Raw genomic sequence first — 26,095 nt, 5'->3', positions numbered from 1 at the left:
CTTGGCCCCTATGCCGGCCTGGTGCTCCTTCAGGATGCCAATGATCTGCTCTTCGCTGAAACGGCTTTTCCGCATCGTCTGTCTCCTCGTTTGGAGAACAGGCTAACTTCAAACCGCGGATTTTTCAGGGGAGCAGGTCAATCGCAACAAGCTGTCCGCCGACGATTGGGACGAGCAGACCTTCCCGCGCCCCAAGGTGCAGGAGTTCGACCGGGTGGTCGACCGCGCGGTCTCGCGCCGGGGGTTCCTGGGCGGCGCGCTGGCCTTCGGCTCGGGCGCGGCCGTCATGGGCACCGCATTCCTCAAGGGCACGAGTGCCATGGCCCAGCAGGCCACGCGTTTCGCCTTCGAGGGCATCGCAGCCCAGACCGACGGCACCGTGCATGTGCCCGAGGGCTACAGCTGGAAGGTCACCGCGCGCTGGGGCGACAAGCTCTTCTCGGATGCGCCGGAGTTCGACCCGGAGGCAGGCGTGGCCTTCGAGGGCTCCGACCGGGTCTTCGGCGAGAACACCGACGGCATGGAGCTTTTCCACGTCGCGGGCCGCGAGATCCTCGTGGTGAACAGCGAATACACCAACAACGAGATCAACCTGCCGCAGACCGAGGACGGCACCCCGCAAAACGCCGAACAGGTGCAGCTTCTGCAGAACCTCCAGGGCGTGACCGTCATGGAGCTGGCCGAGGGCCCCGAGGGCTGGGCGATCGTGGTCGACAGCCCCTACAACCGCCGCATCCATCACCGCACGCCGATGCGCTTCGACGGGCCGGCGGCGGGCCATGACCTTCTGAAGACCGAGGCCGACCCCGAGGGGCTGACCAGCCTCGGCACGATGAACAACTGCGGCTCGGGCCGGACGCCCTGGGGCACCTATCTGACCTGCGAAGAGAACTTCAACGGCTACTTCGGCGCCACCGGGGAGATGCCGGGGGACGAGACCCTGGCCGCCGGCTACGCGCGCTACGGGATCGGATCGGACGGTTGGGGCTACAACTACCACCTTCACGACCCGCGCTTCGACGTCTCCACCACGCCGAACGAGCCGCATCGCGCGGGCTATATTGTAGAGATCGACCCGGCCAACCCCGAGGCGACGCCGGTCAAGCACACCGCGCTTGGCCGCTTCAAGCATGAGAACGCCGCCACGGCGCTCGCCCCCGATGGCCGCCTGGTGGTCTACATGGGCGACGACGAGCGCGGCGAGTTCATGTACAAATGGGTCTCGCGCGACATCTATGTGCCCGGCGGGGACACCTCGACGCTGCTCTCCGAGGGCCAGCTTTTCGCCGCGGTCTTCGAGGACGACATGTCGGGCCGCTGGGCCGCGCTGACCCCCGAGGCGACCGGCATGGAGCCCTCCGAGATCGCCATTTTCACCCGCACCGCGGCCTCCGCCGTGGGCGCGACCACCATGGACCGGCCCGAGTGGATCGCGGTCAACCCGGTCGCCGTCGAGGGCTATTGCTGCCTGACGAACAACAGCCGCCGCGGCGCGCTGAACGACGACGGAACGGTGCGCACCAACGCCGGCGGCGACCCGATGAGCGTCAACGCGCCCAACCCGCGCGAGACCAACGAATACGGCCAGATCCTGCGCTGGCGCCCGGCGGGCGACGACCACGGGTCGGAGGCGTTCGAATGGGATCTCTACGTCATGGCGGGCAACCCCATGGTGCATGACGACGCTTATGCGGGCAGCGAGGCGATCAAGGAAGGCAACCTCTTCAACTCGCCCGACGGCATGCAGATCGACTCGACCGGGCTGATCTGGATCCAGACCGACGGCGACGACAGCAACGAGGGCGATTTCGTGGGCATGGGCAACAACCAGATGCTCGCCGGCGACCCGGTGACCGGCGAGATCCGCCGCTTCCTGACCGGGCCCAACGGCTGCGAGGTCACGGGGCTGACCTGGTCGACCGACCGCCGCACGATGTTCGTGGGCATCCAGCACCCCGGGCGGCCCTTCCCGGACGGGCCCGACAGCCTGCCGCGCAGCTCGATCGTGGCGGTGAAGCGCGACGACGGGGCGCTGGTGGGCTGAGGCTCTTGGTGTCTTGAGTGGATGGGCGGTCCGGCCGGAGGGTCGGGCCGCGCGGGCGGCTCCGGGAAGACCCGGGGCCGTTTTTTTTGATTTTTATTGATGGGGTTAGGGGCGGGAGAGCGGCCTTCTGCTTCTGGCTATTGGAGGGGCTCAGGGGCTCAACCGTCGAAAGGCGCCGCAGCGTGAGCGTCACATTTTATCGTCTGCAGCAACGCGGATTGGGACCGCTCTGGCTCGCGCTTCCACAGGGCCTAGCCCCGACCAAGCCTTCCCCCCAGCAAGCCCCCAACGCCTCCCACTTCCAGACCAATTTGTAGACCAATCCGCTCCAGGGCATAGAGCCCCCGCGCAGTCCCGCGCAGGAGGTCGCTTTTCATGTCGCTTCTCGTTCTCACCCTCGCCGGGCTCCTTGCCGGGATCGTCAACGCGGTCGCCGGGGGTGGCACGCTTCTAACCTTCCCGGCCTTGGTCTGGCTCGGCGTCCCGCCGATCATGGCCAATGCCACCGCGACGCTGACCGCCCTGCCGGGCTATCTCGGCAGCGCCTGGGCCTATCGCCGGGACATCGCCGCCGAAGGCGCGCTCTCGCTCCGGGCCATCGTGATCCTGGCCGCGCTTGGCGGGCTGCTCGGGGCGGGGCTCCTCCTGGTCACGCCGGGCGAGGCTTTCACCGGCATCGTGCCCTGGCTTCTGCTGGTCGCGACGCTGGCCTTCGCGCTTGGCCCCCGGCTCATCGCCGCGCTGCAGGCGCGCGGGCGCGGGGCGGCGGGCCTGGGGCTTTCGGCCTTCGGGGTGATCGCGGTCGCGGGTTACGGCGGCTATTTCAACGGCGGCCTCGGGATCATGCTGCTGGCGCTTTTCGGGCTGATCGGGTTTCGCGACCTGCACGGGATGAACGGGCTGAAGAACCTCTTGTCGGCGGTGCTCTCCTCGGTCTCGGTCGTGGCCTATGCCAGCGCGGGGCTGATCGCCTGGGACCAGGCGCTGGTCCTGGCGCTGGCCACGACGCTCGGCGGCTACATCGGGGCGCGGCAGGCGCGGCGGATCACCAACACGGGGCCGCTGCGCGCAGGCATCGTCGCGGTGGGCGCGGTGCTGACGCTGGTCTTCTTCCTGGTCTGAGGGGGTGGCCCTTGCCAGCGCGCGCCCCGCGGGGCTGAATTGGCGCGAGAGGACAGGAGCGGCAGGCCCCATGCGGATCGGAACGGACAAGGCACTGGCCCAGCTGCGTGCCCTGATCGAGGTCGAGGCCCCGGCGCCGGGCGACCGGCTGCCGACCGAGCGGGTTTTGGCGGCGCGTATCGGCTGCAGCCGCGCGACCCTGCGCGGCGCGCTGGCCCGGCTCGAGGCCGAGGGCGAGCTTTGGCGCCGCGTCGGCCAGGGCACCTTCCGGGGCCGCGCGCCCATCGGCACGCCCCTGCGCGATCACCTGCTGCTCGAGGCGACGACGCCGGACGAGCTCATGGATGCGCGGCTGCTGCTCGAGCCGCAGGTGGCCGCGGCGGCGGCGTTGCGGCGCGAGACGGGGGATGTCGCGCATCTCCGCGCCCGGGTGGCGGAGGGCCGAGCCGCGCGGGACCGGGCCACCTCGGAGCGCGCCGACGACGCCTTCCACCAGGCCCTGGCGCAGGTCGCGCGCAACCCGGTGCTGATCGCGCTTCTGCGGCATTTCTCCGGCGCGCGTTGCCGGGCGGTCTGGCAGCGCGAATGGGACCGCACCTATCGCCGGGTCGGCGTGGCGGAGTTCCGGGGGCTGCACTCCGACCAGCACGCCGCGGTGGTCGAGGCGGTGGCGCAGGGCGACGCAGGCGCCGCGCGGGAGGCCATGGCGCGCCACCTCGAGACGGTGCGGGCTGCGATGGCGGGTGGGGCGTCCGAGGGGTAGGCGGGGGCGGTGTGTCGGTACTGCCGCTGCCTCGCGGCCCAGAGGCAAGCGTCGGGTTTCCAGTCCAGCGCTGACTGTCGTGCCCCGCGGCGGGTGCTGCCGGTGCCGCGCCCCGCAGCCCCCCGCCCTCACCGCGAGCGGATGCGTCGGCTGCGGCGGCGGCCGGGGGTGAGCCTCGGCCGGATCGCCGGCTGCCGCTCGCGCCAGAAGACGTAAAGCCCCGAGCCAAGGATCACCGCGATGCCGAGCCAGGTCCAGCCGTCGGGAAAATCGCCGAAGACCAGGTAGCCCGCCGCCGTGGCGCCGATGATCTCGAGGTATTGGAAGGGCGCCAGCGTGCCCGCCTCGGCGCGGCGGAAGGCCTCGGCGATAAGCACGAAGCTCGCCGCCGCGAAGGCGCCCGCGCCGAGGACGGCCGCCCAGCCCTGGGGCCCGAGCCCCATGATCCCGGGGGTGAGCGGCCCCAGCGCCCAGAGGCCCGGCACCAGGAGCCCCATACCGAGGCAGGCATAGACCGTCGCGCCGCATTGCACCGTCAGCGCCGAGCGCGTCTCGGAGGCGCGGCGCAGGACGATCATGTTCAGCGCATAGGCCGTGGCGGCGATCAGCGGCAGCGCCGCCGCCCAGCCGAAACCGCCGCCCGGACGGATCACGATCAGCGCGCCCATGAGGCCGATGCCCACCGCCGCGAGCCTTCGCGGGCCGACCTTTTCGCCCAGGAGCGGGCCGACCAGCGCGGTCAGGATCAGGGGTTCGACGAAGAAGATCGCGATGGCGGTCGCGATGGGCATGACCGAGAAGGCCCAGATCAGGCTGCCAAGCGTCACGCAGACCAGCCCGCCCGAAAGCGCCACCACCGGCGAGAACATGGCGCCCCTGAGCCGCGCCCGCAGGATCAGCGCGGTCGGCAGCAGGAAGAGCGCCTGCGCGAGGAGCCGCGCGAGGGTGACCTCGAGCGGGTGCAGGCTTGTGGTCAGGAGCTTGGCGAAAGTGTCGCCGATCGGCAGGAGCGCCATGGCCAGCGCCATGAGCGCCATGCCCCGGGTCGTGTCGGAAATCCCCGGCCGGACCGGGGCCTGGGTCGTAGCGGTCATCTGGACCTCATCACGTCGGGCCCGCCTGGGGGCGGGCGACGTCCGGGCGTGCAGGACGGGAAAGGTTCGGGAAAGGCCCTGACCCCGCGACGCCATCGCGGGGGGCGGCCCTTGGGTGGCCTCTTAGGGAGGCGGAGGGGCCGGGGTCAAGGGGGGCTTGGGGTGAGGGAGTTGGCGGGTTGAGTGTAGCTGCGTGGGGTGTGGGTTTCGGTGGATGGCTTGTCAGAGGTTGCCGGTTGAGCTGCACAGGTCTGCGTCTGCGTCTGCGTCTGCGTCTGCGTCTGCGTCTGCGCCTGCGTCTGCGTCTGCGCCTGCGGCTGGGCTTGCGCTGTGGAGGCGGATGCTTGCACCGAGGAGGTTACCGGGGCCACGGCAGTTGCCAGGCAGGCGAGGCGCCCGACGCGCAGCCTCAGTCCCCTGCGCCACCTGCGCCCGAATAGCACCGAAGGTGCCGGGCGCGCGCCGGACCGGCCCGATGGGCCGGCGCTCTTGGGAGTGGCGTGCGTAGATCATCGCTAGCCCTGACCTTGCTTGGATAAAGCGCGCAGCTCAGAGTTCGGCAGCGCCGGCCCCCGGTCCGGCGCGCGCCCTCTCTGTGAGCGGGATGCGCAGCTCGGCGGCTTGGGTTGGGCTGCAATGCCTAGGGTGCGACAGGCCCGCGCGGAGTATGGCGTTCACGTCAATGCCGCCCCGCCCGATCTCCCATGCAATGCGATGCCTCAACCACCTTTCGCGTCGCTTCCGCCCCAGAGCCTCGCAAAAGCTAACCGCCCCGCCCGGTCTCCCGGGCGAGGCGGATCGCTTATGCACATCTCGAGCGGCCTTCAGGGCGTCGCGTCCGGCGTGGCGTCGCGCCGGAACAATGTCACCGCCCGATCCCCTCGGACGAGGCGCCTCACTCCGCTCTCACCTTCACGCCGCTTGCCGCTCAGGCTCCGGCGCACCATCCAGCGGGGTCCAGCTCCCGTCCGGGTCGCGCCGGGACAGCCGGCCCTGACCCTCCATCGCGATCAGCGACAGCCAGCCGTTGTCGAAGAGCGCCCGCACCTGCGGCTGCCGGTCGAGCACCGCGGTCAGCGCCGATTGCGGCGCTTCGACCACCACCTGCAGCCGGCTCGGGCCGTGCCGCAGCTGGCTGCCGTCGTGCAGCGACTGCCGCGGCAGCCCGGCGCGCAGCGCGCCGCCGTTGCCCTCGAGCACGCCGATCCCGCCGACCACGTTGTGCAGGAGCTTGTTGCCCGCGCCGAAGGTCTCGGGCGCGACGCTCGAGCCGTGGTACTGCAGCGCGATCCAGCTCGCGACCACCACCGGCGCGCTCAGGATCAGCTCGAGCACCTGGGCCTCGGGGTCCTGGCGCGCGTCGTAGTCGTGCAGGAAGACCTGCCCGCCGAGATCCCGGCCCGCGGTCCGCGCGCGGGGTGCTGCGACGAAGGCCCGGCAGCCCGCGAGACCCCATTCGGGGCGCAGCTCCGACCAGTCTTTCCCGCGCGCGGCCAGCCGGTCCTCGGCGCCCCGGGGCAGGCTCAGCGCGCGCTCGGTCCGGGCCTGGGTGCCGGCCTTGGCGAGCGCCTTGCGCAGCCGCGCGGCATCCTCGGAATGGCTCGCGGGCAGCGCGTCGTCGAAGAGCGTCACCTGGTCCGACACGGTGTCGTGCAGCCCGGCGAGGAACCAGGTGTCCTCGGGGATCGCGATGCCGGCCTCGGTCAGGCCCGCGCGGACCTCGGGCTCGTTCAGGAGCCCCGCCAGGAGGGCCGCGTTCACGTCGCCCGCATGGCCGCCGCAGGCGCCGCATTGCAGGGCGCTGGCGTGCGGCGCATTGGTCACCGTCGCGCCATGGCCGCAGATCAGCACCAGCGGCGCGAAATCGCGGGTCAGCGACATGGCACCCAGGATCTGCGCGGCGCTCGCGATGCGGTCGGCGAGCGGCAGGTCGAGGACCGGCGCGGGCGCCTTGGCACTGCCCCCGGTCTGGCCCAGCCCGTCGCGGATCAGCTTGCCCACATACAAGGGGCCCGCCGCCTCGACGAAGGCGAAGGCCGAGACCGCGGCGCGCTTGAACCGGCCCCAGGCGCGGATCGCGCGCAGGTGGATGCGGTCGCCCAGGTCCTCGCCCGCCGTGGCGCTGGTGACGCCGGGGTTGAGCAGGATCGGCGCCCGTGCCTCGGAAAGATCCGAGGCATGGCCCGCGTGTTTCACCGCCAGCCCGAAGAAGCCCGCAAAGCCCTTGGTCCGCAGCCCGGGGTCCGCGGCCTCGAGCGCCCGCCGCAGCACCTCGGAGCGGACGTCGATGCAGAAGGCGGCCTGCAGGGCCGGCCGGCCCTCGGGGGCCTCGGGCGCGGGTTCGGCCAGCTCGGCGACCAGCCGCCGCTCGGCCGCCAGGTCATAGGCCACCTGCAGCGCGGCGTCGCGGCTGAGTTCGGCGTCGGGGGTGAGCGGCGCGGCAAACCGCGCCCGCGCCTCGGCCCAGGCCTCGGCGGTGACCGCGCCCCCGGCCTCGAGCAGGGCGACCTCCCAGGTCAGCCGCAGGGTCAGCATCTCGAAAAGCGTGTCGTCCCGCCCGCCGTCGCGCTCGGCGGTCCAGCTCAGGTGCCGCGCCATCTGGCCCCAGCCCGAAAGCGTCACCAGGAGCCGGTGGAAGTAGCCCGGCGCCGCCTCGGGGGTGAGGTCGAGCGCCGCGCAGGCCTCGGCGAAGGCGGCGCGCGCGTGGCTCGGGCTTTCGGCGATGCGCGCGGCATAACCCGGCAGCCCGGCCAGCGCCGGCGTCAGGTCGCGGGCGGCGAAGGCCCGCCAGGAGGGCCAGGCCGATTGCCCGGGCGCGGGCCAGAAGGCCTGCCCCCGGTCGAACTGCGCCGCGGCCCAGAGGCCGATCCGCTCCTCGATGAGCTCGGGCCAGTCGACGCCGGTCTGCCGGGCGGCGATGTCGGCGAGGCAGGGCACCGGGGCGGGCGCGGGGCGCGGGGTCTCGGCGGCCTTGGCCAGGGCCTCGGGGCTTTCGCCATGCTCCGCCGCTGCGGCGGCGAGGTCGGCTTTTGTGATCTCGCCCGCGGCGATCCGGGAGGCGATCTCGGCGCGCGGGGTGAAGAGCGCCCCGCCGCCGACCCGTGCCATGCGGGCCGCCGCTGTCAGCCGGTCCTCGCCGGTCTGTCCGAGCCAGGGGTTCACCGCCACGGTGGCCTCCAGCGGGAAGGCGGGCGGCAGCTGCCGCATGGCCTCTTCGGCGGCGGCGAAAAGCTCGAGATCGGGGCCGGGCCAGGTCATATGCAGGGTCATTGGGTCGCTCCCGTCTTGGAGGTCCAGCGGCCCGACATCCGGTCGGACAGCGCGTTGAGGTAAAGGCCGTTCATCAGGTGCACCCGCATGCCCGCGGCTGCCGGATGGCCGGCCCAGAGCGGGAAGGTGGTCTGGGCCACGGCGGCGACGCAGAAGCTGGCCACGGCAAGGGTGATGGTCGCCCATATCAGCCCGTCGGGCGGCGGCGGCGCGGGCAGGGTGGCCGCCGAGAGGAGCGTCGCCCCCTCCTGCAGCGCGAAGTAGCCGAGGGTGGCCGCCACCGACATCGCCACGGTGCGCCAGGTCAGCGCGCGGGGCGCGAGGTCGGCGAGCCCTTGGGCGATCAGATAGACCACGCCGAAGATCAGGATCGCGCCAAGCGCCACCACCTGCGGCGGCTTGCCGGTGATCCCGAAAAGAAGGCCCACGGCGAGGTAAAGCGCCAGCGCCAGGCCGAAGGCCCGCGCCACGGCGGCCAGGCCGGGCACCGCGACCGGACCGGGCCGGCGGGTCGCGGTGACCTCGCCCACGGCCCCGCCCGAGGCGAGGAAGGCATGCGCCTTGTAGAGCGAATGCGCGACGATATGCAGAAGCGCCAGCGGGAAAAGCGCCAATCCGCATTGCAGCACCATGAAGCCCATCTGCGCCGAGGTGGACCAGGCCAGTGCCGTCTTCACCGCCGGCTGGGTCAACGCCACGGCGGCCCCGACCAGCGCGCTGAAGCCGCCGATCAGCGCCAGCACCGCCAGCACCCCGGGATTGGCCAGCAGCACGTCGGCGAAGCGGATCAGCAGGAAGCCCCCGGCGTTGACCACGCCCGCGTGCAGCAGCGCCGAGACCGGGGTCGGGGCCTCCATGACCTCGGTCAGCCAGCCGTGCACCGGCAGGAGCGCGGATTTGAACACCGCCGCCACGGCCAGGAACAGCGCGGCCAACCAGATCGGCCCGCTGCCCGTCCCGGCGCGCGCCTGGGCGTTGATCTCGGCGATGTCGCCGGTGCCGTAACCGGCAATCAGGATCGCGCCCGCGCCCAGAAGCGCGGCGCTGGCGATCAGCCCGCTCATGGCCTTCTTGCGCGCGGCGCGCCGGGCGCGGGGCCTCTCGGGGTAGAACAGGAGGAGTTTGTGCAGCGTCACGCCGACCGCGACCCATCCCAGCACCAGCTGCAGGAGGTTCCCGGCGCTGACCAGCAGCAGCACGCAGGCGATGGTCGCCGCCATCCAGCCCATGAAGGCCGGCTGCCGCGCCTCGCCGTCAAGCGCCACCCGCGAGAAGCGCAGGACGCTCCAGCCGACGAAGGCGACGGTCAGCGACATGGCGATGCTGACGATATCGGTGCGCACCGAGAAGCCGACCGAGGCCAGGCCCAGGAGCGGGCTGGTGGTCGGCCCGTTGAGCGCGAGGTTGAGCGCCGCCAGCGCGGCGAGCGCCAGCGCGATCAGCGCGGCGATCTCGGGCAGGCGCAGGCGCCAGTCGCCGCGCGCGGGCGGCGCAAGCGCGATGGCACCGGCGGCCAGGGCGGGGCTCAAGGCGGAAAACAGCAGTAACAGACTCATCGGGACCTCCCGTGGTGGATCTGGCTGTCACCTAGCGGGGCCGCTTACCCTAGAAAAATACATTGTTTGGAAGAAAACGTTCTATAAAATAGAACTCATGCGGCTGAACTACCATCACCTGCGCTATTTCCAGGAGGTCGCCCTCGAGGGCAATCTGACCCGCGCGGCGGAGCGGCTGAACCTCTCGCAATCGGCGCTTTCGACCCAGATCCGGCAGCTCGAAGAGCGGCTGGGCCATGACCTTTTCGATCGGTCGGGACGGCGCATGAGCCTGACCGAGGCCGGGCGCATCGCGCTCGATCATGCCGAGCGGATCTTCGGCGTGGGCGAGGATCTGATCGCCACGCTGGCGCGCAGCGGCGGGCCGGTGGCGCCGCTGCGCGTGGGCGCGCTTTCGACCCTGTCGCGGAACTTCCAGCTGCGGTTCCTGCGCCCGGTGCTGGGGCCGGGCGACACCGGCGGGGCGGGGATCGTCTTGAGCTCGGGCAACACCCAGACGCTGCTGCGCGCGCTCGAGGACCTGGCGCTGGATCTGGTGCTGCTGACCAGCCCGCCGCCGCGCGAAAGCTTTCCCGATCTCGTCTCGCACCGCATCGCCGATCAGCCGGTGGCGATCCACGGCGCACCGGCGCGGCTGCGGCACGGCTCGCTGGCCGAGCTTCTGACCGAGGAGCCGATGATCCTGCCCACCGAAAGCTCGATCCGCACCGGCTTCGACAGCCTCGTGGCGCGGCTCGGGATCACCCCGAAGATCGCCGCGGTGGTCGACGACATGGCCATGGTCCGGCTGCTGGCGCGCGACGACCTGGGGCTGGCGATCACCCCGGCGGTGGTCGTGGCCGACGAGCTGGAACAGGGGGTTTTGGCGCGGGCGCCCTTCGCGCTCGACATCGTCGAGAGCTTCTACGCCGTGGTCGCCCCGCGCAGCTTCCCGCATCCGATGCTGGAGCGGCTCATTCCCGGGGGCGAAACGGCGGACCAGGCGGCGGATCCGGCAGGCGGTGCGAAAAAATAGGCGACCTGCACACCGGGGAGCGGTGGTGCAGGCCGCCTGGCCCCGACGCGCGCCGCATCGTGCCGGGGTATGTCACCGGCCCTCAGGCGGGCCGGGCGACGCTTGTGGCGCGATGCAGGGTCGCCATCACGCCATCGAGCAGCGACAGCTCGTCCTTCAGCCGCAGTTTCGCGCGCTTCATCCGGCCCAGCCGCAGCGTGCAGGGCAGCGGGCGGGCCATCTCGGCGTCGATCTCGGCATCGAGGCGGCGCTTGCGCTCGGTTAGGGCGAAGGCGCGCGCATCGAGCGAGCGGGGTCGGGTGAGGGGGCGGGCGGTCATCGGGTCCTCCGTGTTGGCGTCTCTTTGGTCGCTGGGCCGGGGCGATGCCGGGGCAGGGCGGTCGGGGATCCGGCGGCGACAGGGTTGAATTGGGGGTCGGTGCGGCCTGTAGGAAGATAATGGAAATTGAAAGTTTGATAGTTTTTGCCTATCTACTTTCGATCCCTGCGTGAGACGCCCATGCCCCGCCCCCCGAGCCTGCGCCAGTTGCGCTATCTTCTGGCGCTCTCCGAGACCGGCCATTTCGGCCGCGCGGCCGAGCGCATGGGCATCGCCCAGCCCTCGCTCAGCGTGCAGATCGCCAACCTCGAGGAGGCGCTGCAGCTGAAGCTCTACGAGCGCGGGCGCGGGCCGTTCCGGCTGACCCCCGAGGGCCGCGAGATCACCCTGCGCGCCCGCGAGGTGGTGGCCGAGATGCAGGGCATCCTCGATCTCTCGGACAGCCTGCGCTCGGGGCAGTCGGGCACCCTGCGGCTCGGCACCACGCCGACGCTCGGGCCCTATCTCCTGCCGCATGTGGTCGGCGCGCTGCACGAGGCCTACCCGGAGCTGAAACTCTACATCCGCGAGGCCGCGCCGCGCGACCTGGAGGTCGAGCTCGACCACGGGCGGCACGACGTGATCCTGACCCAGCTGCCGGTGAGCGGCGAGAGCTTCGTGACCGAACGGCTGTTCCGCGAGCCGCTGGCGCTGGCCCTGCCCGCCGATCACCCGCTCGCCGCGAAGGAGGAGCTCGGCGAGGCGGACCTCTCCGGGCTGGTGATCCTGGGCCTCGGCCCGGCCTATGTGCTGCACGGCCAGATCAGCGCGCTTTGCCGCGAGCTCGGCGCCGAGCTCCGGGCGGACTACGAGGGCACCAGCCTCGACGCGCTGCGCCAGATGGTGGCCATGGGCATGGGCGCGAGCTTCCTGCCGATGCTCTACGTCCGCTCCGAGGTCGAGGGCCGCGACAGCTCCATCGCCGTGCGCCGCTTCCGCCGCGGGCGGCTCGACCGGTCGGTCGGCCTGGTGCGGCGGCGGGCTTCCGGCAAGACCGCGGGGATCGCGCATATCTCCGACGCGCTGCGGCAGGCGACTTCGGCGCGGTTCGCGGATATTTTGACGTTGGAGTGAGGGGGCGGCGGTTGGGTGACCCGGCCGGGTTTTTTCGCGCGGCGCTGTGGTCCTGACCGCGAGCCCACTCCCTCATTCCCGCGCCTGCGCCAACCTCCCACGCCCAACCTGCGCCCGAACAGCACCGAAGGTGCCGGGCGCGCGCCGGACCGGCCCGATGGGCCGGCGCTCTTGTGGGTGGTGCGCTTGGTTCGTCTTTAGTCCTGACCTTGTTGGGATAAAGCGCTTCGCTCGGAGGTCGGGAGCGCCGGCCCCCGGTCCGGCGCGCGCCCTCTGGTGTGCGGGGTGATGGCGTGGCCGGGCGGTGTTCTGGGATGGGCGGCGGGGCGCTTTACGGATGCAGGTATCCGTAGGGCGCGACCGGCAGGCGGAGCCTTGTTGCCAAGAGGGATTGGACACGGCGAGCAAGTCGACCTTTCGCGCGAGCTAGAGCGGAGCGAGCAAAACCAAACCAAAGTTGAACGAGGTGTCGAGACTGACGCTGTTTTGAGTCCGGTTCGGCAATCAAGCCCACCGCGTGCCACCAGACCCCGCGGCACAATCCACCCCTCAATCAGCCCCCGCACTCCCCAACAAAACCACCCCCACACCCCCGCCAAACCCCGCACATACCGGCCCATGCGGCATCCGGTCGCTTCCGGGCGGGCGGGCCTTCACCGGCACATCGCAGCCCTTATATGAGTTTCAGAAATTTCTGAAATCGAGGAAAGCCATGGGGCGCGTCGAAAAAGAATTCATCCTGCACTTCGGTGAAATGGGCTCCCGCTGGGGCATCAACCGCACCGTGGGCAAGATCTACGCGCTCCTCTTCATCAGCGAGGAGCCGCTCTGCGCCGACGACATCTGCGAGCGGCTGGGCTTTTCGCGATCCAACGTCTCGATGGGCCTCAAGGAGCTGCAGGCTTGGCGGCTGGTGAAGCGCGCCGACCGCGACGACGACCGGCGCGAGTTCTTCACCACGCCCTCGGACCTGATGGCCATCGTCCGCACCCTGGTCGAGGAGCGCAAGAAGCGCGAGATCGACCCGACGCTGACCAAGCTGCGCGAGCTTGAGATCGAAAGCGCCGAGGACGGCCGCTCCGACAGCTACGGGGCCACCCGCATCACCGAGCTGCGCGAGCTGATCGAGAGCCTCACCGCGCTCTACGACGATCTGGCCCGGATCGAGACCGAACGGCTGGCCACCCTGCTGAAGGCCGGCTCCACCCTGTCGAAACTCGTGACCGCCACCGGCCGCGTGATCCCGCTGCGCAGCCGCACCGACGGTCCGGAGACCAAGGAGGTCCGCTGACATGATGGACACCTTCCTGCTGTCGCGAATCCAGTTCGCGGCCAATATCTCGTTTCACATCCTGTTCCCGACGATCACCATCGCGCTGGGCTGGATGCTGCTGTTCTTCAAGCTGCGCTTCAACGCCACCGGCGAGGAGCGCTGGATGGACGCCTACCGCTTCTGGGTGAAGGTCTTCGCCCTGTCCTTCGCGATGGGCGTCGTCTCGGGCATCACCATGTCCTTCCAGTTCGGCACCAACTGGCCGGGCTTCATGGAGAGCGTCGGCAATATCGCCGGGCCGCTCCTGGCCTACGAGGTGCTGACGGCCTTCTTCCTCGAGGCGGTCTTCCTCGGCATCATGCTCTTCGGCTTCCGCAAGGTGCCGGGCTGGGTGCATACCACGGCGACCTTCCTCGTGGCCTTCGGCACCACCATGTCGGCCTTCTGGATCATCGTGCTGAACTCCTGGATGCACACGCCCACAGGCTTCGAGATGCGCGAGGGCGTCGCCCATGCCACCGACTGGCTGGCGATCATCTTCAATCCCTCGATGCCCTACCGGCTGGTGCACATGCTCCTGGCATCGGGCCTGACCGTGGCCTTCCTGATCGCCGGTATCTCGGCCTTCCGCTGGATCATCGGCGACCGGGGCGCGGAGGTGCGCACCACCCTGCGCACCGGTCTGATCACCGGCGCGGCGCTGATCCCGCTGCAGATCCTGGCGGGCGACATGCACGGGCTCAACACGCTCGAGCATCAGCCGGCCAAGGTCGCCGCCATGGAGGGCAACTGGGAGACCGGCCCGAACGTGCCGCTGGTGCTCTTCGCGATCCCGAACGAGGAGACCCGCTCGAACGACTTCGAGATCGGCATTCCCAACGGCGCGAGCCTGATCCTCAAGCACAGCGCCGACGGCGTGGTGCCCGGCCTCAACGACTTCGTCACCGAGGAGGGCGAGGTGCTGCACCCGCGCGTGGCCCCGGTCTTCTACGGCTTTCGGGTCATGGTCGGCACGGGCTTCGCCATGCTGGCGCTGACCTGGGGCGCGCTGGCGCTCATGGCGCGGCGGCGGCCGGGCGCGACCGGCGGCTGGTTCGAGACCCGGCGCGGGCTCGACGGGCTGCCGAAGCCGGTGATCTGGGCGGCGCTCGCCATGACCTTCTCGGGCTGGCTCGCCACGCTCGCGGGCTGGTATGTGACCGAGATCGGCCGTCAGCCCTGGCTGGTGACCGGCGTCCTGCCCACCGAGGCCGCGGTCGCCGATGTCGCCCCCGGCATGGTCGTCTCGACGCTGCTTGTCTACCTGGCGATCTACCTGGTCTTGACGCTGGCCTATGTCGGCGCGCTCTTCCACCTCGCGCGGAAGACCGCCGGCAAGGACCGGACCCCCGAGCGGCCCGCCGCCCCCAGCCTGCAACCCGCCGAATAAGGAGGTTCCGCGATGATGACGCTCTTTGGCGATCCCACCCTCTGGCTGCCGGCGACCTTCGCGGCGCTCATGGGGCTGTCGATCCTGATCTACGTGGTGCTCGACGGCTTCGACCTGGGGGTGGGGCTGCTCTCGCCCCTGGCCACCGAGAATGAGCGCGACCGCATGGTCGCCTCGATCGGCCCCTTCTGGGATGCCAACGAGACCTGGCTGGTGCTGGCCATCGGGCTTCTCCTGGTGGCCTTCCCCACAGCCCACGGGCAGATCCTCTCGACCCTCTATCTGCCGGTGGCGGTCATGCTGGTCGGGCTGATCCTGCGCGGCGTGGCCTTCGAGTTCCGCGTCAAGGCGCCGATCACCCAGAAGCGCAACTGGGACTGGGCCTTCTTCGCGGGCTCGGCGCTGGCCTCGCTCTCGCAGGGCTACATGCTCGGCGCCTACGTGCTGGGCCTGGCACCCGGTCCGCTGACCTGGGCCTTCGCGGCGCTGACGGCGGTCTTCCTGACCGTGGCCTACAGCTTCATCGGCGCGACCTGGCTGATCTACAAGGCCGAGGGGGAGCTGCAGAAAAAGGCCGTGGCCTGGGCGCGGGGCGGCATCTGGGGGCTGCTCGGCGGGCTGGCGGCGGTCTCCATCGCCTCGCCCATCGCCTCGGCGCGGATCTTCGAGAAGTGGTTCTCCTTCCCGGAGATCGTGCTGCTCGCACCCATGCCGCTGGGCTTCGCGCTGATCGCGGCGCTCCTGGTGCTGGCGCTGCGGCGGCTGCCGACCTCCGACGACAGCTGGGCCTGGTTCCCCTTCGTGGCGACCGTGGCGCTGTTCTGTCTGGCCTTCGTGGGGCTGGCCTATTCCTTCTATCCCTACGTGGTGCCGGACCAGCTGACGATCTACGAGGCCGCCGCCGCGCCCGAGAGCCTGGCGATCATCCTGGCCGGCACGGTCTTCGTGCTGCCGGTGATCCTGGGCTACACGGCGCTGGCCTACACGATCTTCCGCGGCAAGGCGGGGCTTCTGAGCTACGACTGAGGGCGGGCGCTCAAGCCCGGCCCCCCAGAAAGGAAACGCGGCGCTCCGGGATCCCGGGGCGCCGCGTTTTTCATTCCGAACCCTGCGCCGCAGCGCCGGGGCTGACCCTCACCGGCCGGTGATGCCGGGGAAGGCGATCAGCATCGCCAGCGCCAGGATCTGCAGGCAGATGAAGGGCAGGAGCGACTTGAAGATCTCGCCCAGGCTGATCTCCGGCGGGGCCACCGACTTCAGGTAGAAGGCCGCCGGGCCGAAGGGCGGGGAGAGGAAGCTCACCTGCATGTTCATGCAGAACAGCACCCCGAACCACACCGGGTCATAGCCCAGGTCGGTGATGATCGGCACGAAGACCGGCATGGCCAGAAGCGCGATGCCCACCCAGTCGAGGAACATCCCCAGGAGGAACAGGATCGCCATCATGAAGAGCAGCACGTAAAGCCGGTTGTCCGAGATGTTGGTGACCAGCGACTGGATAAAGTCGAGCCCGCCCATCAGGTTGAAGACCCCGACCAGCGCCGAGGCGCCGATGCCGATCCAGACGATCATGCCGACGGTGCGCAGGGTCTGCATGGCCGCGCCGCGCAGCAGCTCCAGCGTGAACTCGCCGCGCAGCATGGTCGAGACCATGACGCCCAGGACACCCACCGCAGAGGCCTCGGTGACGCTGGCGATGCCGCCGTAGATCGAGCCCAGAACCCCGATCACCACGAGGATCGGCAGGATCAGCCCGCGCAGGAGCTTGAGCTTCTCGGACAGCGGCGTGTCGTCGTCGGCGGGCATGGCCGGCGCGATGGCGGGGTTCAGATAGGCCCGGACCAGCACGTAGGTCACGTAGAAGCCGGCCAGCATCAGCCCCGGCAGGAAGGAGGCGGTGAACAGGTCGCCGATCGAGACATTGGCCGTCAGCCCGTAGATGATCAGCACGATCGAGGGCGGCACCATGGTGCCGAGCGCCCCGCCCGCGCAGACCACGCCGATGGCGAGGTTGCGGTCGTAGCCGAGCCGCAGCATCTGCGGCAGGGCGATGAGGCCCAGGAGCACGATCTCGCCGCCGATGATGCCGGACATGGCGGCCAGGATCACCGCGACGATGATGGTCTGGATCGCCACGCCGCCGCGCAGCCGCCCGCCGACGAGCTTCATCGCGTCGAAGAGGTCGCGGGCGATGCCGGAGCGGTCGAGGATCGCCGCCATCAGCACGAACATCGGCACCGAGACGAAGACGAAGCTCGAGACGAAGGAATAGACCCGGCTGGTGATCAGCGGCACCGCCATGGGCCCGAACCAACCCAGCGCGAAGATCAGCGCGACGAGCAGGGTCACGAAGGCCAGCGGGATGCCGGTGACCAGAAGCACCAGCAGCATGCCGAACATCAGGTAGGTGGCGGTCTCGACGCCCAGCCCCTGGAGAGATCCGAAAAGCTCCATCTCAGCGCTTCCCCCTGGCGTAATTCACGGTGAGGATCAGGAACTGCAGCGCCATCACCGCGAGCACGGCGAGCAGGAAAACCTTCATCAGGCCGGGATAGACCGGGTCCCAGGCGCTGCCCGAGCGCTCCAGCCGGAACTCGCCCGAAGGCGTGAAGGCGGCGCGGCTGACCATGATCCAGGCGGCATAGGCGAACATCGTCGAGGCCAGCGCGCAGACCGCCGAGATCGCCACGTCGAGCCAGCGCCGGGCGCGGGCGGGAATGGCGTCGTAGATCAGCACCACGCGGATGTGGCTGTCGCGGGCGACGCAGTAGAGCCCGCCGTAGACGAAGGCCACGCCGGACAGGAAGATCGTCGTCTCATGCGCCCAGGTGGTGGGATTGTTGAAGAAGTAGCGCAGCACCACTTCCTGGATGAGGATCAGCATCGCGATCACGATGCCCGCGGCAAAGACGATGCCGCCCCTCGAGATCATCCGCCCGAGCAGCCCCGCCTCGGGGATCGGCCCGCCCTCGTCGCGGTGGCCGGTGTCGGCGCCGGAATGGTCTTGATCGTCCTTCTGGGTGGTCATGCGATACCCTCCTCAACTGCAAAGGCCGGCCCCGATGCGGAGCCGGCCCCTTGCCTGGGTATGAACTTACATCAGGCCTTCTTCGGCCAGGTAGGCGGTCAGCGCGTCGTAGACCTTCTGGGCGTTCTCCGAGCGCTCGGCGACCTTCTCCCATTCGCCCTGGGCGATCTGGCGGAACTTGGCGCGCTCTTCGGCGGGCCAGTCGTGCACGGTCACTTCGCCGCCGGCCTTGGCCTCGGCCACTGCGGCCTCATCGGCCTCGCGCAGGGTTGCGACCTGCATCTGCGAGAACTCCTGGACCGACTCCGACAGCGCCTGCTGGTGCTCTTCGGAGAGGTTGTCCCACTTCTGCTTGTTCATCGAGATCTCGACGAGCGGCATGGAGTGGAAGCCCGGGTAGACCGGGTGCGGGGCGACGTCATGCATGCCCTGCGCCTGGTTGGTCGAGAAGACGGTGTAATCCGCCGCGTCGATCACGCCCTTGTCGAGCGAGGTGAAGACCTCGGAGCCGGGCAGGTTCACCGGCGCCGCGCCGGCGGCCGCGAAGACCTGCTGCACGAGACCCTCGGGGGCGCGCATCTTCAGGCCCTGGAGGTCGTCCACACCCTCGAGCGGCACCTTCGAGACGAAGGCCTCGAGGCCCGGGGTGGTGGCGCCGATGAACTGCAGACCATAGGGGTTCACCAGCTCGTTCATCAGCTCCTTGCCGCCGCCTTCATACATGAAGGTCAGCATTTCCTGCGGGTCGCCATAGGCGCCCACCGGGTTGGCGATCAGGCCGAAGGCCGGGTCCTTGCCGGCGAAATACGAGGTGTCGGTGACATGGCCGTCGAGGATCCCGGCGGCGATGGCGTCCTGCGTCTCGTTGTGCGCGACGATGGATTCCACCGGCAGCAGCTCGACCTCGATGGCGCCGTCGGTCTTTTCCGAGACGCTCTCGGCCCACTTCTGCTGAAGCTGGAAGTTGGGGTTGCCCGCGGGGTCCGAGGACTGGAAGCGCAGGGTCATCTCCTGGGCCATGGCCAGGCTCGATGCGCCCATGGCGAAGACTGCGGCAAGTGTCAGGGTTTTCATGGTTTTCCTCCCAAAGTGAAAAATACCGTCACGCCGGGCGGCGCGAACGGGTGGCGAAAGCGAAGCCCGCATCGGCCATCCGGCCGAGCGGTTCGGTGATCTCGAGGGTGAGCACCCCGTCGCCCTGGGGCGGCTCAAGGTCGGCCAGTTGGCTGTCGATCAGGCTGGCGGGCATGTAATGCCCTTCCCGCGCGGCCATGCGGCCGGCGATCAGGTCCCGCGCGCCCTGCAGGAAGACGACGTCGAGCGGCCCGAGCGTTTCCGAGAGCCGCTGCCGATAGGCCGCCTTCAGCGCCGAACAGGCGATGACGCTCGGCCCGCCGGTTGCCGCGGCGGCGCCGCCGACACGGTCGAGCCAGGACCAGCGGTCGTCGTCGCTCAGCGCGGCGCCGCTGGCCATCCGGGCGATGGCCTCGGGGGAATGGTGGTCGTCGGCCTCGATCAGCGGGCGTTGCATGCGGTCCGCCAAGAGCGCGGCAAGGCTCGACTTGCCCGTTCCGCAAATGCCCATGACCAGTAGATGCCGCACGTCTGACCCTCCCTCTTTCGCTGCCAATCGGCATATGACAGCGCTGTCATGCGTCTGATGCTTATTGACAGCGCTGTCATTCGTCAATGATTGTCTTTCCCATGCCGAAGCACCCCAGTGACAAGACCGGAAAACCCGGGCGGCGCGTGACCTTGGCGGATGTCGCCCGCGAGGTCGGCGCCTCCACGATCACCGTGAGCCGCGCGCTGCGCCGCCCCGAGATGGTCTCGGAGGGGCTGCGACAGCGAATCGCCGCGGCGGTCGAGACCCTGGGCTACCTGCCCGATCCCGCCGCCCAGGCGCTGGCCTCGCGGCGCAGCAACGTGATCGGCGTGTTGATCCCCTCGGTCACCAACAACGTTTTCTCCGACGTGCTGGCCGGGCTCTACGACACCGTCGGCGGGACCGCCTTCAACGTGCAGCTCGGCAATACCCGCTACCGCGCCGAGGTCGAGGAGGAGCTGATCCGCATTTTCCTCAGCCAGCGCCCCGCAGGGCTGATCGTGGCGGGCATCGACCAGACCCCGGCCTCGCGGGCAATGCTGGCGCAGGCGGAATGCCCGGTTGTGCAGATCATGGAGCTGGGCGAGGACCCGGTCGACATGCTGGTGGGCTTTTCCCACCGCGACGCGGCGCAGGCGGCGACGGAACACCTGCTGGCCCAGGGCTACCGCGCGCCGGCCTTCCTGGGCGCGCGCATGGACCCGCGCTCCGAGCGGCGCCACGCGGGCTTCCGCGCGGCCCTGGCGGCGGCCTCACCCGAGGGTGCGGCGCCCGCCCGCGAGCTGACCACCACCGAGCCCTCCAGCGTGCGCCTCGGCGGGCTGCTCTTCGACCGCCTGCGCGAGCGCTTCCCCGAGACCGACGCGGTTTTCTGCAACAACGACGACCTGGCGCTGGGCGCCCAGTTCGCCGCGCAGCGCGCGGGCCTCAAGGTCGGCCCCGAGGTCGGCATCTGCGGCTTCAACGACCTCGAGGTCATGTCCGCGGCTCATCCCACCATCACCAGCGTGCGCACCTTTCGCCGCGAGACCGGCGAGACCGCTGTGCGCAAGGTGCTGGCCCGGCTCGCCGGCGAAGAGGCCGGGCCGGATGTCACCGATCTGCAGTGGAAGCTGATTCCGCGGTCGAGCACCGACCGGGGGTAGGGGCGGCGCTCAGGCCTTGTCGTTCGCCTCGCGCAGGGTCTTGCGGTGGAAGAGCTCCCAGTAGGTGCCTTCCTTGCGGCCGATGTGGTCGACCAGCACTTCGAGCCCGGTCTCGGCGTCGCCGCGGCGCACGCAGTCCGAGATGATCACATGCTCTTCGAAGGATTTCGCCATGTGGTCGATGTGCCGCCCGAGCCGGTTGCGCAGGGCCGCCATCTTCGGGCTGATCGCCGCATAGGCGCGGATCAGGAAGGGGTTCTTCGAGCCCGCGACCAGCAGGTCGTGGAAATCCGTGTCGAAGGCCAGGTAGGCCGAGGTGTCTTCCCCGGCGCGGGCGCGACGCATGTCCTCGACACAGGCCGAAAGCGCGGTGTGCAGCCCGCGCGGATCGGTGCGCAGCGCCACCTGCAGGGCCTGGGTCTCGATGCAGACGCGCGCGTCGCAAAGCTGGCCCAGCTCGTCCGGGCCGACCTCGAAGACGAAACAGCCGCGTTGCGCCTCGACGCGCAGGAGCCCCTCGCTCTCGAGCCGATTCACCGCCTCGCGCACCGGGGTGCGGCTGACCTCCATCTGCTTGGCGATCCGCGCCTCGGAGAGCTTCTGCCCCAGCTCCAGCTCACCGGAAATGATCCGCGCGCGCAGGCGCTCGGTCACGAGTTCGGTCAGGGATTTCGGACGGGCGATGCCGAGGGGCGAAGGTTCCATCAGCCGAAAGTATTACGCATGGGCCTTGCATACAACAGAGCACGGGCCCTGGTAACGCGCGCTTTATCGTCGCCCCCGGGCCCGCGGCCCCCTTGCCAGACCCGGGCGGGGAATGTCCCGGCGCGGATTGCAGCCGCGGCGGCGATCCGCCTACACTCCCTCCGGTTTCAGTGCCCTGCGGAGCCCCGCCTTGTTCCTGTCCTTGCGTTCCTGCCTCGCCGCCTGCCTTGTCCTTCTGGCCCTGCCCGCGGGCGCGGCTCTGCGCGGCCCCGAGGGCGGCGCCGCACCCGGGGCCGATGCGCCCGCGCCGGCGCCCGAGGCCCGGCGCCTGGCCCAGGCCGATCCCGAGCCCGCTGCCGCCGGGCCCGCGACGGGCGGCGCGCCCGCGCTGGCGCTCGGGCTCAACGGCGTCACCGACTGGTCGAGCCAGCATGCCTTCGTCGACATCTTCAAGACCTCGCGCGCCTGGATCGGCCATCTGCCCGGCCAATGGGGCGGGATCGAGGCCGAGGAACTGCGCGCGGGCGGCCATATCGACGCGGCGGGCTGGCCGGTCTCCCTGCCGGACCGGGCCGAGCGGCTGGAGGCGCTGATCCTCACCGACCAGCCCGAGGAAGCCACGAGCCAGCGCGGCTATTACATCCTGACCCACGCGGGCCGGGGCGAGATCACATTGACCGGCCGCGCCCGCCGGGTCGACGACAACACGCCCGGGCGGCTGCGCTTCTTCTACGAGCCGGGGCCGGGGGCCGTCGGCGTCTCGATCTCGGCGCTCGATCCCGAGGACCCGATCCGCGACATAAAGGTCTACCGCGAGGAGCACACCGCGCTGATCGAGGCCGGGGCGATGTTCAACCCCGCCTGGCTCTCCGAGGTCTCCGCGATGCGGGTGCTGCGCTTCATGGACTGGCAGGCCACCAATGATTCCACCCTGACCGACTGGGCCGACCGCCCGCGCCCCGGGGATGCCAGCTACATGCCCTGGGGCGTGCCGCTCGAAGTGCTGATCCGGCTGGCGAACGAGGTCGGCGCCGACCCTTGGGTGAACGTGCCCCATGGCGCCTCGGACGGCTATGTCCGCGCCATGGCCGAGATGCTGCGCGACGGGCTCGATCCACGGCTGAAGGCACATGTGGAATATTCCAACGAGGTCTGGAACGAGATCTTCGAACAGGCGCGCTGGGCCGAGGCGCGGGCCCGCGACCTCTGGGGCCCGGGCGAGGACCTGAAGATGCAGTATTACGGCCTGCGCGCGGCCGAGGTCATGGACATCTTCGCCGAGGTCTACGGGCCCGAGCGCGAAGCCGGGCTGGTCCGGGTCTTCGCCACCCAGACCGGCTGGATGGGCCGCGAGGCCCGGGCGCTCACTGCGCCGCTCGCCTATCTGACGCTCGGGCGCATGCCGCGGGACAGCTTCGACGCCTATGCGGTGACCGGCTATTTCCCGCATGGCGCCAAGAAGGACATCTGGTCCGACCTCTCCCGCACGCTCGACGCCGCCGAGGCCGAGGCCCGCGCGGCGGGCGAAGCCGAGGGGCTCGCCCGTGTCGCCCTGCGCGAGCACATCCGCGCCACCCGGTTTGAAGCCGCCTACCCGGTCTTCGCCGAGATGCTGGAGCCGGGCATCGACCTTCTGACCGAGGAGGTCTTTCCCTATCACGCCGCGGTCGCCGCCGAGGCGGGGCTCGACCTCATCATGTACGAAGGCGGCGCGCATCTGGTTGCCGCGGGCACCGGCCCGGACGAGGAGCGCATCGCCGAGTTCCTCGCGGGCTTTGGCCAGTCCGAGCCGCTGGTGGGGCTCTATACCCGGCTGCTCTCGGGCTGGGCGGCCTCGGGCGGGGTGCTCTTCAACGCCTTCGTGGACGTCGGCGCGCCCTCGCGCTGGGGCATCTGGGGGCACCTGCGGTTCCTGGGCGACACGAGCCCGCGCTGGGAGGCGCTGGGCGCCTATAACGCCGCCGGGCCCTTGCCTGATGCGCGCCCGGCCTCGGTCTTCGCCGATGGCGCGCTGGCCGCGGGCAGCGCGGGCGACGACGAGATGCGCGGCTCCTCCGAAGAGGACGTGCTGCTCGGCGGGCCGGGCGACGACCTGCTGATCTCGGGCGGCGGGGCGGACCTTCTGCACGGCGGGCCCGGCATGGACGAGGCGCGGCTGCCCGGCGCGCGGGCCGATTACGCGCTGACCGAGGACGCGGCGGGCCGCACGCTGGCCACGGCGGGCTGGCGGCGGGTCACGCTGACCGGGATCGAGCGGCTGAGCTTCGAGGCGGAGCCGGGCGAGAGCTTGCCGCTGCCCTGAGGCGCGGGCATGCTCTGGCGCAACAGGAGGCAGGCGGGCGCCCGGCAGGGCCCCCGGGCGGAGCGGATGACAGACACGGCAGCCAGGCTCAGCGTCATCGTGCCCGCCTCCAACGAGGCCGGGCGCATCGGCGCGTGCCTCGCCGCGCTCGCCGGGTCGAGCTGGCACCTGCCCGAGCCGCCCGAGGTCATCGTGGTCGAGAACGGCTCCACCGACGGCACCGCCGAGGTGGCGCGCGGGGCCGGCGCGGCGCTCGAGGCGCGCGGTTGGCGCTGCCGGGTGCTGGAGGCCGAGAGCCTCGGCAAACCCGCCGCGCTGAACGCCGGGGACGCCGCGGCCGAGGCGCCAGCGCGGCTCTACCTCGATGCCGATGTGACCGTGGCGCCGGACCTTCTGGAGGCCGTGGCCCGGGCGCTCGACACCTCGGCGCCGCGCTTCGTCTCGGGGCGGCTGCGCATCACCGCGCCCGAGAGCTTCGCCAGCCGGGCCTATGCGCGCTACTGGGCGCAGGTGCCCTTCATGGCCGAGACGGTGCCGGGCTGCGGGCTTTTCGCGGTCAATGCCGCGGGCCGCGCGCGCTGGGACGCCTTCCCGGAGATCATCTCGGACGACACCTTCGCGCGGCTGAGCTTCGCGCCCGGGGAACGCCGGGCGGTTGCCGCGCCCTACGACTGGCCGGTGGTGGCGGGCTTCCCGGCGCTGGTGCGGGTCCGCGCCCGGCAGAACCGCGGCGTCGCCGAGGTGCATGCCCGCTGGCCCGAGCGCGCGCGGAACGACGATCACCGGCCCTTTCCGCTGCTCCGCAAGTTGCGGCTGGCGTTGGGCGATCCCGTGGCCTTCGCTGTCTATTCCAGCGTGGCACTGCTGGCGCGGCTGAACCCGGGGCAGGGCTGGAGCCGCGGGCGATGAATGTCTTCGGCCTGACCCGGCTGCGCGGCAGCTCGCTCGGCGCGCGGGCGCTGCGCTCCTCGATCTGGACCACCGGGGCTTTCATGGCGAGCCAGGTGATCCGGCTCGGCGGCAACCTTGTGCTGACGCGGCTCCTTTTCCCCGAGGCCTTCGGCCTGATGGCGCTGGTCGCGGTGATCATGCAGGGGCTGGCGAATTTCTCCGACACCGGCGTCTTGCAATCGGTCATGCAAAGCAAGCGTGGCGAGGATCCGCGCTTTCTCGACACCGCCTTCACCATCCAGGCGATCCGGGGGGTGCTCTTGTGGGGGGCGGCCTGCCTCCTGGCCTGGCCGCTGGCCCTGGTCTTCGACGCGGCGCTGCTGACCTGGCTCCTGCCGGTCGCGGCCTTCTCGCTTGTCGTCCTGGGCTTCACGCCGATGCGCAGCGCCACCGCACACCGGCATCTCCTGATCGGGCGGGTCGCGGGGCTGGAGCTGGCCGGCCAGGTGCTTGGGCTTGTCGCGGGCATCGCGCTGGCCTGGGTCACGGGCTCGGTCTGGGCGCTGGCGATCAGCGGCATCATCGGCGCCGTGGCGCATGTCTGGCTGAACTGGCGCTACCTGCCCGGCCACCGCGAGCGGCTGCGCTGGGACGCCTCGGCGGCGCGCGAGCTGACCAGCTTCGGCAAGTGGATCTTCCTGTCGACGATCTTCGGCTTCCTGACCGCCCAGGGCGACCGCATCCTGATCGGCCGGGCGCTCGCGCTCGGAGCCTTCGGGGTCTACAACATCGGCTACTTCCTGGCCTCCTTCCCGATGATGCTGGGCAAGATGGTCGCCGGGAAGGTGCTGATCCCGATCTACCGCGAGGCGCCGCCCGGCGAGAGCCGCGACAACTTCCTCAAGCTGCGCCGGATGCGGGCGCTGGTCAGCGGCGGGTTGATCGCGCTGGTGGCGCTTCTGGGCGTGATCGGGATCGAGGTGGTGGGGCTGCTTTATGACGACCGCTACGCCGACGCCGGCCCGGTCACGGTGCTCATGGCGGTGATGTGGATCCCGCACATCCTGACCCTGACCTACGACCCCGCGGCGCTGGCGCGCGGCGACAGCCGCAGCTTCTGCCTGCTCATGGCGGGCCGCGCCGTGGCGGTCCTGGGTGCCGTTGCGCTGGGGCTGGAGCTGGCGGGCCTGCCGGGGGCGATCGTCGGGCAGGGCGTCGCGGGGGTGCTGATCTACCCGGGCGAGGTTTGGCTGTCGCGGCGGGCCGGGGCCTGGGACCCGCTGCACGACGCGACCTTCGGGACGCTGGGCCTGGCGGTGGGCGCAGGCGTGATCTGGCTGCACGGCCCCGCGATCGCCGCCCTGGCCGCGGCGACAATGTGACGCCGGCCTGACAGGGCCCCGTCATTGCGCGTATGTTA

General features: G+C 70.6%; 21 protein-coding genes. 12 read left to right on the top strand and 9 right to left on the bottom strand.

Annotation, left to right across the window (positions count from 1 at the left end; all coding sequences use genetic code 11):
* Positions 1–196: 196 nt before the first annotated feature.
* From ACX938_RS10025 to ACX938_RS10015, 3 genes are all read left to right on the top strand, one after another.
* Entirely contained in the window at positions 197–2,044 is a 1,848-nt protein-coding gene (locus ACX938_RS10025; protein WP_459430938.1) for a PhoX family protein, read from the top strand.
* Positions 2,045–2,419: 375 nt separating this feature from the next.
* Positions 2,420–3,166 (top strand): sulfite exporter TauE/SafE family protein, encoded by a 747-nt coding sequence (locus tag ACX938_RS10020; protein ID WP_459430937.1) that lies wholly within the window; start codon positions 2,420–2,422, stop codon positions 3,164–3,166.
* A gap of 70 nt (positions 3,167–3,236) precedes the next feature.
* Positions 3,237–3,929: a FadR/GntR family transcriptional regulator gene (locus ACX938_RS10015; RefSeq protein WP_459430936.1), complete on the top strand. Its 693-nt coding sequence runs from the start codon at positions 3,237–3,239 to the stop codon at positions 3,927–3,929.
* Between the two features lie 128 nt (positions 3,930–4,057).
* Here the strand turns inward: ACX938_RS10015 and ACX938_RS10010 are convergent, their stop codons facing one another.
* The 3 genes from ACX938_RS10010 to ACX938_RS10000 all read right to left on the bottom strand — a co-directional run bounded on the left by ACX938_RS10010 (position 4,058) and on the right by ACX938_RS10000 (position 9,849).
* On the bottom strand, positions 4,058–5,023 hold the full coding sequence (locus ACX938_RS10010) for a DMT family transporter (protein ID WP_459430935.1): 966 nt from the start codon (positions 5,021–5,023) through the stop codon (positions 4,058–4,060).
* Between the two features lie 912 nt (positions 5,024–5,935).
* Positions 5,936–8,293: a YbcC family protein gene (locus ACX938_RS10005; RefSeq protein ID WP_459430934.1), complete on the bottom strand. Its 2,358-nt coding sequence runs from the start codon at positions 8,291–8,293 to the stop codon at positions 5,936–5,938.
* Positions 8,290–9,849, bottom strand: coding sequence for a proton-conducting transporter transmembrane domain-containing protein (locus ACX938_RS10000; RefSeq protein ID WP_459430933.1), 1,560 nt, complete (start codon positions 9,847–9,849; stop codon positions 8,290–8,292). Before ACX938_RS10000 ends, ACX938_RS10005 begins: the two co-directional genes overlap by 4 nt.
* A gap of 97 nt (positions 9,850–9,946) precedes the next feature.
* Between ACX938_RS10000 and ACX938_RS09995 the strand changes: the two genes are divergently transcribed.
* Positions 9,947–10,864: a LysR family transcriptional regulator gene (locus tag ACX938_RS09995; RefSeq protein WP_459430932.1), complete on the top strand. Its 918-nt coding sequence runs from the start codon at positions 9,947–9,949 to the stop codon at positions 10,862–10,864.
* Between the two features lie 82 nt (positions 10,865–10,946).
* On the opposite strand, the gene ACX938_RS09990 is transcribed toward ACX938_RS09995, so the two are convergent.
* A complete protein-coding gene (locus ACX938_RS09990) occupies positions 10,947–11,183 on the bottom strand; it encodes a YdcH family protein (RefSeq protein WP_232753589.1) in 237 nt (78 codons plus the stop codon).
* A gap of 180 nt (positions 11,184–11,363) precedes the next feature.
* Between ACX938_RS09990 and ACX938_RS09985 the strand changes: the two genes are divergently transcribed.
* The 4 genes from ACX938_RS09985 (at position 11,364) to ACX938_RS09970 (ending at position 16,024) form a co-directional block, all read left to right on the top strand.
* Positions 11,364–12,296, top strand: a complete 933-nt coding sequence (locus ACX938_RS09985; protein WP_459430931.1) for a LysR substrate-binding domain-containing protein — start codon at positions 11,364–11,366, stop codon at positions 12,294–12,296.
* 712 nt (positions 12,297–13,008) lie between these two features.
* Positions 13,009–13,587, top strand: coding sequence for a GbsR/MarR family transcriptional regulator (locus ACX938_RS09980; protein WP_459430930.1), 579 nt, complete (start codon positions 13,009–13,011; stop codon positions 13,585–13,587).
* A gap of 1 nt (position 13,588) precedes the next feature.
* Positions 13,589–14,998: a cytochrome ubiquinol oxidase subunit I gene (locus ACX938_RS09975; protein ID WP_459430929.1), complete on the top strand. Its 1,410-nt coding sequence runs from the start codon at positions 13,589–13,591 to the stop codon at positions 14,996–14,998.
* Between the two features lie 15 nt (positions 14,999–15,013).
* Entirely contained in the window at positions 15,014–16,024 is a 1,011-nt protein-coding gene (locus ACX938_RS09970; RefSeq protein ID WP_459430939.1) for a cytochrome d ubiquinol oxidase subunit II, read from the top strand.
* Positions 16,025–16,132: 108 nt separating this feature from the next.
* On the opposite strand, the gene ACX938_RS09965 is transcribed toward ACX938_RS09970, so the two are convergent.
* The 4 genes from ACX938_RS09965 to ACX938_RS09950 all read right to left on the bottom strand — a co-directional run bounded on the left by ACX938_RS09965 (position 16,133) and on the right by ACX938_RS09950 (position 19,629).
* On the bottom strand, positions 16,133–17,452 hold the full coding sequence (locus ACX938_RS09965; protein WP_232753593.1) for a TRAP transporter large permease: 1,320 nt from the start codon (positions 17,450–17,452) through the stop codon (positions 16,133–16,135).
* A 1-nt stretch (position 17,453) separates the two neighbouring features.
* Positions 17,454–18,026, bottom strand: coding sequence for a TRAP transporter small permease subunit (locus ACX938_RS09960; RefSeq protein ID WP_459430928.1), 573 nt, complete (start codon positions 18,024–18,026; stop codon positions 17,454–17,456).
* A 66-nt stretch (positions 18,027–18,092) separates the two neighbouring features.
* Positions 18,093–19,100, bottom strand: coding sequence for a TRAP transporter substrate-binding protein (locus tag ACX938_RS09955; protein WP_232753595.1), 1,008 nt, complete (start codon positions 19,098–19,100; stop codon positions 18,093–18,095).
* Between the two features lie 28 nt (positions 19,101–19,128).
* Positions 19,129–19,629 (bottom strand): gluconokinase, encoded by a 501-nt coding sequence (locus ACX938_RS09950; protein WP_459430927.1) that lies wholly within the window; start codon positions 19,627–19,629, stop codon positions 19,129–19,131.
* 101 nt (positions 19,630–19,730) lie between these two features.
* On the opposite strand from ACX938_RS09950, the gene ACX938_RS09945 reads away from it, so the two are divergent.
* Positions 19,731–20,777, top strand: coding sequence for a LacI family DNA-binding transcriptional regulator (locus tag ACX938_RS09945; RefSeq protein ID WP_459430926.1), 1,047 nt, complete (start codon positions 19,731–19,733; stop codon positions 20,775–20,777).
* 9 nt (positions 20,778–20,786) lie between these two features.
* On the opposite strand, the gene ACX938_RS09940 is transcribed toward ACX938_RS09945, so the two are convergent.
* Complete coding sequence (locus ACX938_RS09940) at positions 20,787–21,482, bottom strand: GntR family transcriptional regulator (protein ID WP_459430925.1); 696 nt, start codon at positions 21,480–21,482, stop codon at positions 20,787–20,789.
* A gap of 190 nt (positions 21,483–21,672) precedes the next feature.
* Here ACX938_RS09940 and ACX938_RS09935 point away from each other — a divergent pair, with 190 nt between their 5' ends.
* The 3 genes from ACX938_RS09935 to ACX938_RS09925 all read left to right on the top strand — a co-directional run bounded on the left by ACX938_RS09935 (position 21,673) and on the right by ACX938_RS09925 (position 26,057).
* A complete protein-coding gene (locus tag ACX938_RS09935; protein WP_459430924.1) occupies positions 21,673–23,784 on the top strand; it encodes a hypothetical protein in 2,112 nt (703 codons plus the stop codon).
* A gap of 66 nt (positions 23,785–23,850) precedes the next feature.
* A complete protein-coding gene (locus ACX938_RS09930; RefSeq protein ID WP_459430923.1) occupies positions 23,851–24,693 on the top strand; it encodes a glycosyltransferase family 2 protein in 843 nt (280 codons plus the stop codon).
* Positions 24,690–26,057, top strand: coding sequence for an oligosaccharide flippase family protein (locus ACX938_RS09925; RefSeq protein WP_459430922.1), 1,368 nt, complete (start codon positions 24,690–24,692; stop codon positions 26,055–26,057). The genes ACX938_RS09930 and ACX938_RS09925 overlap by 4 nt, the downstream gene beginning before the upstream one ends.
* Positions 26,058–26,095 lie beyond the last annotated feature (38 nt).

This window comes from Roseivivax sp. (assembly GCF_054552075.1).
The sequence above is the reverse complement of the archived record's forward strand: the minus strand, read 5'-3'. Positions and strand labels throughout refer to the sequence as shown.

Bases quoted from the DNA above. Each gene is read 5' to 3' on its own strand.
- ACX938_RS10020 (WP_459430937.1), top strand. From the start codon at position 2,420: ATGTCGCTTCTCGTTCTCACCCTCGCCGGGCTCCTTGCCGGGATCGTC.
- ACX938_RS10015 (WP_459430936.1), top strand. From the start codon at position 3,237: ATGCGGATCGGAACGGACAAGGCACTGGCCCAGCTGCGTGCCCTGATC.
- ACX938_RS10010 (WP_459430935.1), bottom strand. From the start codon at position 5,023: ATGACCGCTACGACCCAGGCCCCGGTCCGGCCGGGGATTTCCGACACG.
- ACX938_RS10005 (WP_459430934.1), bottom strand. From the start codon at position 8,293: ATGACCCTGCATATGACCTGGCCCGGCCCCGATCTCGAGCTTTTCGCC.
- ACX938_RS10000 (WP_459430933.1), bottom strand. From the start codon at position 9,849: ATGAGTCTGTTACTGCTGTTTTCCGCCTTGAGCCCCGCCCTGGCCGCC.
- ACX938_RS09995 (WP_459430932.1), top strand. From the start codon at position 9,947: ATGCGGCTGAACTACCATCACCTGCGCTATTTCCAGGAGGTCGCCCTC.
- ACX938_RS09990 (WP_232753589.1), bottom strand. From the start codon at position 11,183: ATGACCGCCCGCCCCCTCACCCGACCCCGCTCGCTCGATGCGCGCGCC.
- ACX938_RS09985 (WP_459430931.1), top strand. From the start codon at position 11,364: ATGCCCCGCCCCCCGAGCCTGCGCCAGTTGCGCTATCTTCTGGCGCTC.
- ACX938_RS09980 (WP_459430930.1), top strand. From the start codon at position 13,009: ATGGGGCGCGTCGAAAAAGAATTCATCCTGCACTTCGGTGAAATGGGC.
- ACX938_RS09975 (WP_459430929.1), top strand. From the start codon at position 13,589: ATGATGGACACCTTCCTGCTGTCGCGAATCCAGTTCGCGGCCAATATC.
- ACX938_RS09970 (WP_459430939.1), top strand. From the start codon at position 15,014: ATGACGCTCTTTGGCGATCCCACCCTCTGGCTGCCGGCGACCTTCGCG.
- ACX938_RS09965 (WP_232753593.1), bottom strand. From the start codon at position 17,452: ATGGAGCTTTTCGGATCTCTCCAGGGGCTGGGCGTCGAGACCGCCACC.
- ACX938_RS09960 (WP_459430928.1), bottom strand. From the start codon at position 18,026: ATGACCACCCAGAAGGACGATCAAGACCATTCCGGCGCCGACACCGGC.
- ACX938_RS09955 (WP_232753595.1), bottom strand. From the start codon at position 19,100: ATGAAAACCCTGACACTTGCCGCAGTCTTCGCCATGGGCGCATCGAGC.
- ACX938_RS09945 (WP_459430926.1), top strand. From the start codon at position 19,731: ATGCCGAAGCACCCCAGTGACAAGACCGGAAAACCCGGGCGGCGCGTG.
- ACX938_RS09940 (WP_459430925.1), bottom strand. From the start codon at position 21,482: ATGGAACCTTCGCCCCTCGGCATCGCCCGTCCGAAATCCCTGACCGAA.
- ACX938_RS09930 (WP_459430923.1), top strand. From the start codon at position 23,851: ATGACAGACACGGCAGCCAGGCTCAGCGTCATCGTGCCCGCCTCCAAC.
- ACX938_RS09925 (WP_459430922.1), top strand. From the start codon at position 24,690: ATGAATGTCTTCGGCCTGACCCGGCTGCGCGGCAGCTCGCTCGGCGCG.